This is a genomic window from Streptomyces sp. MB09-02B, assembly GCF_033794485.1.
Classification (GTDB): domain Bacteria; phylum Actinomycetota; class Actinomycetes; order Streptomycetales; family Streptomycetaceae; genus Streptomyces.
The window spans coordinates 1-10,104 of sequence record NZ_JARGEE010000339.1 but is presented as its reverse complement, the minus strand read 5'-3'; the positions used below and the strand labels follow the sequence as shown (position 1 = coordinate 10,104).

Here is a 10,104-nt window from a genome sequence, read left to right as displayed (position 1 = left end):
GGATGGGCTCGGGGGCGGAGTGGGGGCCACGCAGGACGGGGTCGACCGACACGTTCAGCGAGTCGGCAGGGCGGTCTGGTTCTCGATGACGGCGAGGTCCGGCAGGGGTGTGTGCAGCCAGGTGTCGAAGCCGTCGCGCGACATCGGTGTCGGTATACGGGTCGCGAGCATGAACTAACGAGCGCCCATCGGGTGCCTCCTCAGGGCGACGGCGGCGGCGGTGCACCGCACGATAGCTCCGGCCGTCCGCGCCGTTCCGCTCTCGCGCCCGCGCGGTGGAGCTGCGTGGCGGGTTACGTGGTTCCACGTAGGGGCGGGGCCGCGGCGGGGGCGGGGCCGCTGCCGCTGCGGCTCGGGAGGGGCAGGGCGGGGCGCCCTGGCCGACGAGGACCGGGAGCGCGGCGCCGTGACGGGCGGCTGTTGTGCGGTGGGGTCAGGGGGTCTCCCCGGTGTTCGCGAGCGCCGCGCCGAGTTCCGCTCTGCGGCGGATGCCGAGCTTGCGGTAGGTGCTGGTCAGATGGGTCTCGACGGTGCGGCGGGCCAGGTGGAGGAGTTGCCCTATCTCGGTGTTCGTGCGGTTCTGGGCGGCGAGTTCGGCTATACGGCGCTCGCCGGCGGTCAGCGCGGAGGGGCCGGTGAGGGGGGTCGCCGTGCGGCGGGCACCGCCCTCGCGCAGCGCCGACTCCGCGATCGCGCGCAGGCGGTGCGCGCCCAGGCGCTCGGCGCGTTCGGCGGCCTCCCGGAAGGCCTCACGGGCCCGCGCACGCTCCCCGACGGCGACAAGCCCCCGCCCCTGCGCCACGAGCGCCGGTATCAACTCCACGTCGACGGGGGCGTCGACGGGGGCGGTACTGCCCGACACCGTCTCCCGTTGCCCGGCCGAAGACGCCGCTCGACCTCCGTCCGGCGCGGCCCAGCCGCCGTCCCGCGGCGCGATGGCGCTTCCGTCCCACGGCGCGGAACCGCCTCCGTCCGGCGGCACGGCCTTGGCCCTGGTCGGCGCGGTGGGCCGTTCCGGGTGCGGTGCGACGGGCCTCGCGGTCCTCGGGTCAGGGGTGCGGCCCGCGTCAGGCCGCGACACGGTCCACGTCCCGCCCGCGGTGACGGCCCGTCCGAAGCCGGGTGAGCCGGCCGCCGGTCCGTTGCCCGGCACCTCGGCCGGCGGTCGGCCGCCGCCCGGCGACGCCTCGGCCGGCGCCCAGCCGGTGATCGACGGCATCGACGGCATCGACGGGTTCGACGGGTCCGACGGGATCGACGGGATCGACGGGATCGACGACACCGCCGATCTTCCGTCCGCCGTCCAGCCGCCCACCGCTCGCGCGGGGCCCCCGCCCAGTGCCCAACCGCGCATCGCCGTCACCCTCGCCGCCGCGCCGCCCGACGCCGCGGCACCCCACGGGCCCGGCCCGCCACCGGACGCGTCGGCACCCCACAGTGCGGCGGCGCTCCCCGGCAGCACGGCCGTGACCCCGGGCTCCGCCGGGGCTTCGGGCACCGCGCGGGCGTCGGCTTCGGTGCCGTGGCGCAGGAGGTGTACCGCTCGGTCGGCCAGGTGCAGGCCCCGGTGGCCCCGGGTGGCCGTGGCGAGGGTGGTGAGGGCGCGGCCGACCACGCGGGGGGTGTTCCAGACGGTGGCCAGGGAGAGTTCCTGTTCGGCCAGGGCCAGGGCCTCGTGGGGTCGGCCGAGGGCGAGGTGGCACTCGGCGGCGGCGGTGCGCCAAGGGGTGACGACGGGGCTCGCCACGTCCCGTGCCGACTGGCGGCGGCCGCACTCCAGGAAGTCGTCGAGGGCGGCCGCCGGGTCGCCGGTGGCGGCGCGCAGGAGGCCACGGGCGTAGAGGAAGCGGTTCAACTCCCAGGAGTCGTGGGCGTTCTGGAGGTCGAAGGCGTCGGCCAGGCGCTCGGCCTCGTCCGCGCGGTCGGTCTCCACGAGGGCGATGACGGCGTGGGCCAGCGCGTTGGCGGACTCGGAACGCCCGGCGACCGCGCGGGTGACCTCGGGGTCGGCGAGGACCTCCTCGTGGGCGCCGCGCGCGGCGGTGATGTCGACACGGACGTTGCGGAGGGCCAGGTGCATGGGGTGCAGCAGGGACGTACGCCGGCCGCCGAGGCCGCGCCGGACCAGCCGTTCGGCCTCGTCGAGCTGGTCGGCCCACTGGGCGACCGCGGCTGCCGTGCCCAGCAGGAACACCTCGTCCGTCGGGTCGACCGGCTGGGCGAGCAGAGCTCGGACGCGGTCCATCGCGGTCGCCGCCGAGGTCAGACCGGCGGTGGCCTCGTAGCGCACCAGCAGCGCCTGCCCCGCGGTGCCGACCAGGTGGGGCGAGGCCTCGGCGGTCTCGCGCAGCCAGCGGTAGACCTCCTGCCGTACGCCCTGGTCGTGGTCGGAGAGCAGCGCCGAGGCGGTCTGGACGGTGCGGATCAGGTCCGGATGGTCGGTCAGGTGCTCGTCGTGCAGCCCGCGCAGCACGTCGACGGCGGTGCGGGCCTCGCCGCGCCGGGCCAGGGCGGTGCCGAGCGCGACGGCAGCCTGGACGCGCTCACGGGGCGGGCCCGGCCGGCGCATCGCCTCGACGAGCCGGGGGATGCCCGCGCCGGAGCGCACGGTGGCGTACTCCAGGGAGCCCAGTTCGGTGAGGACCACGGTGCGGCGGGCGGTCGGCATCGGCTCGTCGAGGGCGCGGCGCAGCAGGGCGAGGGCGTCGTCGCTGCGGTCGTCACGGACGGCGAGGTCGGCGGCGTCGAGCAGGGCGCCGGTCGCCCAGGCCTCGCCCACGGGGCCGCAGCGCAGCAGTTGGCCGGCGACGGCCGCGGTGCTGTCACCGCGGTGCAGCATCGCCTCGGCGGCCCGGCGGTGGGCGGCCTGCCGGTCGGCGCCGGCCCAGCCGCCGAGCACGGCGTCCCGCAGCAGCGGGTGGGCGTAGCGCGGGCGGCCCTCGGTGTCGGGGCGCAGCAGGCCGAGGCCGGTCATCGCGGTGAGCCAGCCGGGGACGCGGGCGGGGTCGACACCGGCCGTACGGGCCAGCAGGTCGGCGTCGATCGCCACCGGGGCGCCCTCGTCGGCCGGTGAGGGGGCGTTGTCGTCACCCGGTGAGGAGGGGTGCGCGTCGTCCAGCGCGGCGAGTGCGCGGGCGACCTCGACGGTCGCGGGGCCGGCGCTGTCCAGCCACCAGGACACCGCGGCGGCGTAGGTGCCCGGGTAGAGCGCCGCGCAGGTGTCCGGAAGGGCAGCCGGGAAGGCCCCGGGGTCGGTGTCGCGGAGGTCGGACAGCAGGGCGCGCAGCAACAGCGGGTTGCCCGCGCCCGCGCGTAAGCAGGCGTCGACCCGTTCCGGCGGGGCACCGGCGTGGACGGTGCGGACCAGCCGGGCGGCGGCGTCCGGGCTCAGCGGGGCAAGGGTGTGGGTGTGCACGAGGGCGGGCGAGAGGGCGTGCGCGAGACCGTCCGCCGGGGGGTCGATGTCGTACTGGGCGCGCTCGGTGACCACCAGGAGGACCGGCAGCCGGTCGATGCGGCGGACGGCCTCGACGAGCCAGCGGCGGGAGGCGGGGTCGGCGACGTGCGCGTCGTCCACGGCGAGGAGGAGGGGGGACTCGGCCGCGTAGGACCGCAGCAGGCGCCACAGCCGGGCGGGCCTGCCCCGGTGCGGCGGGGTGCCCGGCGGGTCCGGCGCCTCGCCCGCGACCTGGTCGAAGTCCGGCGCCTCGCCTGGGGCCTGGTCGAACTCCGGCCCGTGGGCGAGGAGTTGGAAGACGGTGTCGAACGGCACGGAGGTGTGCTCGGGCGAGCAGCGGGCCCGCAGGACCCGCATGCCGTTCGCGGCCGCGTGGTCGGCGGCCCATTCCAGGAGCGCCGTGCGGCCGGTGCCGGTGGCGCCCCGGAGCAGCACCAGGCGACCCGCGCCGGTCCGGGCACGGGCTGCCTCCGCGGTCAGCAGCTCCATGGCCTCACGGCGTTCGAGAAGCGGTTCCGGCGGGCACATCGCTGTCTCCTTCGTGGAAGGTCGTTTTCCGCTTCCGTAGACGGGGCAGGGCCCGTCGGGGTGCACCGATCGCGGACGGTCGGCGTGAAAACGCCGTGGCCGGTGCCGTGGTGAGTGACGAGGCGGTCCCGTGGTCGGTCCCCCGGTGATCTCGTGGTGCATCTCGTGGTCCTCCACGATTGCGCAGCGCACACGTCACACAGAAGGGTGAATCGAGCCCATCGGCCACTCCCCTCACAGGAGCGGCGATTTCGTGCATACGGGAGAAACGGTTGCGCAGCACATTCCGGACCACGGACACGGCGACGGCCCTGGCGACGGCCACGGCCGCGGCCCCCGTCTCGTCGGAGCCCCAGGAGACCCGGCGCCGCATCCCGGTCGTGGTCCACACCCTCGACCCGCTCTCCCGCTCCGGCGTGCTCAGCCAGCTGCGGGGGCACCCGGTGATCGACCTCGTGGACGACACCGAGGTACGGCCGGGCACCGTGGCCGTGCTCGTCGGGGACACCCCGGACGAGCCGCTGCTCTCCGCGCTGCGTCGGCTGGTGCGCAGCGAGGGGGCGCGGGCCGTGCTGGTGGTGAGCATGATCCGGGAGACGGAACTGCTCGATGTCATCGAGTGCGGGGTCGGGGCCATCGTGTGGCGGCAGGAGGCGACCGCGCACCGGCTGGCGCAGGCGGTGCTCGCGGCCTCGCGCGGGGACGGCGACCTGCCCGCCGACCTGCTCGGCCGGCTGATCAACCAGGTGGGGACGTTGCAGCGTTCGGTCGCCGGGCGCACCGGGGCGCCGCTGTCCGGGCTGGTGCCGAGGGAGATCGACGTCCTGCGGCTGGTGGCCGAGGGGATGGACACCGGCGAGATCGCGAGCAAGCTCTCCTACTCCGAACGCACCGTCAAGAACGTGATGCACGGCCTCACCACCCGGCTGCATCTGCGCAACCGGGCGCACGCGGTGGCCTATGCCCTCCGTGAAGGCTACATCTGATCGAACGGGCAGCCCCACCCGCCCACTTGGGCAGCGCACTCTGCCCGCCCGACGTCCCCGGCGCGTCTACAGGCGCGGTGCCCGCACCGGGCACGATCGGTGCACAGGCATCCGACACCGCAGGAGAGCACGACCGTGATCCACGAAGTGGACGAGGTCCTCAAGGGACTGATCGGCGGTGGTGCCCTGGCCGGCTCCGGCATCGACGTCTCCTTCGAGGCCCCGACCCGCGACTGGGCGGCCCGGCGCAACGCGCCCGCCGTCAACACCTATCTGTACGACATCCGTGAGGACGTCTCGCGCCGCCAGCGCGGCCACATGCCCGTCCGCGACGAGCGGGACATCGTCGTACGCCGTCGGCAGCCGCCCCGCTGGTTCCGGCTGTCGTACCTGGTGACGGCCTGGACCAAGCAGCCCCAGGACGAACACAGGCTGCTCTCCGCGGTGCTGGCCAACCTGCTGCCGCGCGAACTGCTCCCCCCGAGCGAACTCCCGGGCGCGCTCGGTGCGCTGGGGCTGTCCGTGCCGCTCTCGGTGGCGGGGCTGCACACCGAGTCGCGGTCCCTCGCCGAGATCTGGTCCGCGCTGGGCGGCGAGCTCAAACCGTCCCTCGACCTCGTGGTGACCGCGCCCTTCCCGGCCTTCCCCGAGTACGACGCCGGTCCACCGGTCACCGAGGGCGCGGCGATCCGGGTGCGCGGCATCGACGGCTCCCTGGAGGGCTCGGAGGAACGCGCCCACCGGCCGGGGCAGTTGCCGTCGAAGCCGGTCACCGGGGAGCGGCAGCGGTGAGCGTGCACGTCGGCGCGGACACCGAGGGGCTCCTGATCCGGCTCGCCCGACTGCGGGAACGTGTGGCCGAGTTGGTGGCCGAGCGCGGTGCCGGTGATCCGACGGCGAGCGACCCGCTGCGGGGGCTGTACCTGTCCGAGGAGGGCGTACGGCATCTGCTGGAACCGTCCGTGCGGCCGCACCCGTCCGTCTTCGCCGACCCGGAACCGGGCTCGGCACCGGGCGCGGCACCGGCCCCGGGACCCGGCCGGAGGGCCGCCGCGGACGATCCGTTGGAGGCGCTCGCGGGGCGGCTGGGGCTGACCGAGCTGGACGCGCGGATCCTGCTCATCGCCCTGGCACCCGATCTGGACCGCTCCTACGAGCAGTTGTACGGGTATCTGAACGACGACGTGAGCAGGCGTCGGGCCACGGTCGGGCTGGCGCTCGACCTGTGTGGGCTGCCCGTGCACCTGGCGCGGGCCCGGGCCCGGTTCATGCCCTCGGCACCGCTGAGCGCGCTCGGGCTGCTGACCGTCGAGGACCCCGAACGGCCCTTCCTCGGGCGAGGATTGCGGGTGCCGGACCGGCTGGTCGCGCATCTGCTCGGCGACGACACGCTGGACGCGTCGCTCGTCGGCCATGTCCGTCCGCTCGGGCCGCCGTCGGCGTCGGCGTCGGTGTTGGGGGTGGGCAAGTCGTCGGCGGTGGCGGTGGATCCGTTCGCGCCCCCGTCCGTGGAGGACGGTGGGTTCACGGCGCGGCTGGCCGCCCGGCTCGCCGCCGCTCCGGTGACCGTGCATCTGCGGGAGCACCGCGAGGGCGACGGCCTGGTGCGCGCGGGCGCCGCCCTGCGCGCAGCCGGGGTGGATGCGCTGCACTTCACTCCCCCGGCGGCCGAGGACGAGCTCGCCGCCCTCCTGCCCCGTCTGCTGCGCGAGGCCCGGCTGCGCGGGTGCGCGGTCGTGGTGTCGCCGTTGCCGGAGAAACCGGGGCCGTTGATCCGGGCGTTGACGGCGGCCGACGTGACCGTGCTGTTGGCGGGGCCGCAGCCGTACGACCCGCAGTGGTGCGACCGTGATCCGCTGGTCCTCGACGTCCCCCGGCCGGCCGCGGGCGCGCCGGACGCCTGGTCGGCGGCGCTCGGCGCCGGCGCGGACGGGCCCGGGTTCGACCTGGCGGCCACGGTCGCCCCGTACCGGCTCGGCGGTGACCGGATCGAGCGGGCGGCGCGTGCGGCCGTGGACCTCGCGGCGTTCGACGGCACCGAGGTGACCGCCGCCCATCTGCGGCACGCGGCGCGTCTGCAGTCCGCCTCCGGGCTGGAACGGCACGCCCGCCGGATCCGCCCCGACGTCGGCTGGGACGACCTCGTGCTGCCCGACAAACCCCTCGCCCAGCTGCGGGAACTCGCCCTGCGTGCCCGGCATCGCGACCGGGTGCTCGGCGACTGGCGGCTGAGCGCCGGGGGCGGCCGGGGCCGTGGGGTGCTCGGGCTGTTCGCGGGCGGGTCGGGCACCGGCAAGACGTTGTCGGCGGAGGTCGTGGCGGCCGAACTCGGCCTCGACCTCTATGTCGTGCAGCTCTCCTCGGTGGTCGACAAGTACGTGGGCGAGACCGAGAAGAACCTGGAACGGATCTTCACCGAGGCCGACCGCACCGATGCCGTGCTGCTCTTCGACGAGGCGGACGCGGTGTTCGGCAAGCGCTCGGAGGTCAGGGACGCGCACGACAAGTACGCCAACATGGAGAGCGCCTATCTGCTGCAGCGCCTGGAGTCCTTCGACGGGATCGCCCTGTTGACCACGAATCTGCGGGCCAACATCGACGAGGCGTTCACCCGGCGGCTGGATCTGGTGGTCGACTTCCCGTTCCCGGACACGGCCCAGCGTCTGGCGCTGTGGCGGCACAGCCTGGCGGCCGTGCCGCTCGCCGACGACACGGATCCGGCGGCGGTCGCCCGCGACTTCGAGCTGGCCGGCGGTTCCATCCGCAGCGCGGTCGTCACCGCCGCGTACGCCGCCGCCGGCCGCGGCGGGCCCGTCACCCACGCCGACCTGCGGGAGGGCGCGGAGCGCGAGTACCGCAAGGCCGGACGCCTGGTGCCGGGCGAGGGCAACTGGTAGCGGACCGACGGAGGTACGGGGGGCGGCCCGTCCGGGGCGCCCCCGCCGTGCGCACCCGTGTCTACTTCACGCGCCACTTCTGGTTCGGGGTGCCCGCGCACGTCCACAGCTGGAGGTCGGCGCCGTTGCGGGTGCCGTTGTCCTTCACGTCGACGCACTTGTCGGCCTGCGGGTTGACCAGGTCGCCCTCGGTGCTGAGTACGAACTGCTGGGCGGGGTTGCCACTGCACCTGGCCAGCTGGATGACCGCGCCGTCGTCCCGGGAGCCCCACGCCACGTCCATGCACAGCCCGAGGGAGCGCACGGTGCCGTCGCCCCGGAAGTCCCACTTCTGGTTGGCCGAGCCCGCGCAGTCCCAGATCTGGAGCGGGGTGCCGTCCTTGCCCTTGCCGTTCTGCGCGTCCGTGACGTCGACACAGCGGTTCGAGCCCTGGCCGATGATCGCGAACCCCTTGACGGCCGACGGCTTCTTCTTCGGCGTCTCCTTGGTCTCCGGTTCCCGGTCCGACCCGGAGCCCGACCCGCCGGAGCCGGAGCCCGACCCGCCGGATCCGGAACCGGAGCCCCCGCCCGAACCGGATCCGGAACCCGGGTCCTCCTCCTCGGGCTGCTCCTCCCGCGGGGGAGCCTCGGGCGTCTCGGAGGGCAGCGGCGCGGCGGAGACCGTGGGCGCCGGGGCCATCGCGGACGGGCTGGCGCTCGGCAGGGCGGTCGTTCCGGCCTGCCGGAGGTCGCTCGCGGCGCTGACGACCTTGGGCTGGTAGGCGAACCACAGGGTCACGAAGGTGATCGCCAGCGCCACGGCCACCCCGAGGCAGGTGGCGAGCCAGCCGGGCAGGAACCCCCGCTGGACATAGGTGCCGTCGACGGACCGCGGTGCCACGCCCGCCCGTTGGACGGCGAGCGCGTACGGTCTCTCCTCCTTGGACCCGAACCAGATGATCTGCCGGGGCTTCAGCGTGGCCTTCACGAAGGCGGCACGCCCGGGCTCGATCTGCACGTTGCTCGGGTGGATGTCGTACGACAGCTGGTCGCCGTTGTCGCTGCCGCTGACGGCGGCGGTGACCTTCGTGTTGCCGAGGTTGTCGATGGCGAGCTGCGGCCGGCCCCGGAGGCGTCCCTTCACGGTCGGTGGGACGAGCTCCGCCCGCACCTCCGTGAACGGAGTGATCGTCAGGTTCCCCTCGGGGACCGTCGTCGCCTCGGGGTGCTGCGTGGGCGTGATCCGCACCGCGTACGGGTGGGGCCCGGCCGTCGCGTCCGGGGTGCGCGGCGGCGCGAACGTCAGCTCGACCGTGCCCGTCGTCCCCGGGTAGAGCCGCAGGGTGTGCGGCTCCACGGTCGTCCACGGCGCCACGTCGCCGACGGGCTCGAACCGGTACTCGTCGACCACGTCACCGGTGTTGCGCAGCCGCAGCCGTACGGTCGTGCTGCTCCCCGGGTCCACGGTCGCGGAGGCGGGTTCGAGCGAAGTCCAAAGGCTCACGGAGGGACGCTACGCGGTCGGCCGCATACGGTCAGGAGTCGCCGGGGCAGGCCGGGCTGCCCCGAAGGCCACCCGATCCCGCCCCAACAGCCTTGTCACACCGTGAACTTGACGGCTTCCAGCCAGATTCCGTTGTCGAGGGTGCCGCCGAAGATGTAGCGCTCCCCCTCACCGGGCTTGTCGCAGGCCAGGTTCTGCCAGCCCCGGTCCTTCTGGTGGACCGACTGGCAGACCCCTCGGGCGCCCTCGTCGACGTTGATGGTGAAGCCCAGCATGTCCGGGGCGTCCTTCTTGGAGTCGCCGATCCAGTTGTCCAGACCGTCGGGCGCGCCCGCCCAGGGTTCCACGTAGTGCCCCTGGCCGTTCGTCGAGCCGGGGTTGTGGACGAAGGCGGCGCTGGCGGTGCCGCCCACACCGGCCACCGCGATGTTGAGGGCGGTGAGCGGCCTGCCCTGGCCGACCGTGCCGGCTGTGTCGCCGTCGCACTCGGGGGCCGTCCAGCCCTTGCCCTTCACGAAGGCGCGGTAGCAGATGTGCCGGCCGTCCGGGTCGGCGGCGGCCAGCTGTCGTACGGCGGTCGCGGCCGTCGGCGCCTTCTTCGGCTTCTCCTCGCCCCCGCCGCCGGATCCGCCGCCACCGTCGTCACCGCCGCCGCTTCCGCCGCCGCCGTCGGTCTTCGGCTCCTCCGCCTGCGGGGGCGGGGAGAAGCCCAAAAAGGGCCCGACGACCGCGCCCTCTCTCTTATACAAA

5 protein-coding genes and 1 pseudogene are annotated in these 10,104 nt (G+C 74.9%); 3 read left to right on the top strand and 3 right to left on the bottom strand.

Annotated features, from left to right (window positions below; genetic code table 11):
* Positions 1–433 precede the first annotated feature (433 nt).
* Positions 434–3,985: an AAA family ATPase gene (locus P1P70_RS33500; protein WP_319244520.1), complete on the bottom strand. Its 3,552-nt coding sequence runs from the start codon at positions 3,983–3,985 to the stop codon at positions 434–436.
* Between the two features lie 272 nt (positions 3,986–4,257).
* On the opposite strand from P1P70_RS33500, the gene P1P70_RS33495 reads away from it, so the two are divergent.
* The 3 genes from P1P70_RS33495 to P1P70_RS33485 all read left to right on the top strand — a co-directional run bounded on the left by P1P70_RS33495 (position 4,258) and on the right by P1P70_RS33485 (position 7,868).
* Positions 4,258–4,971 carry a response regulator transcription factor gene (locus P1P70_RS33495; protein ID WP_319244518.1) on the top strand — a complete coding sequence of 238 codons (714 nt, stop codon included), beginning with the start codon at positions 4,258–4,260 and terminating at the stop codon, positions 4,969–4,971.
* A gap of 135 nt (positions 4,972–5,106) precedes the next feature.
* Positions 5,107–5,763: a DUF4255 domain-containing protein gene (locus P1P70_RS33490; RefSeq protein ID WP_319244516.1), complete on the top strand. Its 657-nt coding sequence runs from the start codon at positions 5,107–5,109 to the stop codon at positions 5,761–5,763.
* The gene (locus tag P1P70_RS33485) at positions 5,760–7,868 is read left to right on the top strand and encodes an ATP-binding protein (RefSeq protein WP_319244514.1); all 2,109 of its coding nucleotides are present in this window, start codon (positions 5,760–5,762) and stop codon (positions 7,866–7,868) included. The genes P1P70_RS33490 and P1P70_RS33485 overlap by 4 nt, the downstream gene beginning before the upstream one ends.
* Positions 7,869–7,929: 61 nt before the next feature.
* Here the strand turns inward: P1P70_RS33485 and P1P70_RS33480 are convergent, their stop codons facing one another.
* Together P1P70_RS33480 and P1P70_RS33475 are read right to left on the bottom strand one after the other, a co-directional pair.
* A complete protein-coding gene (locus P1P70_RS33480) occupies positions 7,930–9,354 on the bottom strand; it encodes an RICIN domain-containing protein (RefSeq protein WP_319244511.1) in 1,425 nt (474 codons plus the stop codon).
* Between the two features lie 95 nt (positions 9,355–9,449).
* A pseudogene (locus P1P70_RS33475) lies at positions 9,450–10,104 on the bottom strand (hydrolase); the annotation flags it as partial.

What these genes read in the sequence shown, in the direction of transcription:
- P1P70_RS33500 (WP_319244520.1), bottom strand. Translation starts at nt 3,985, where the DNA reads ATGTGCCCGCCGGAACCGCTTCTCGAACGCCGTGAGGCCATGGAGCTG.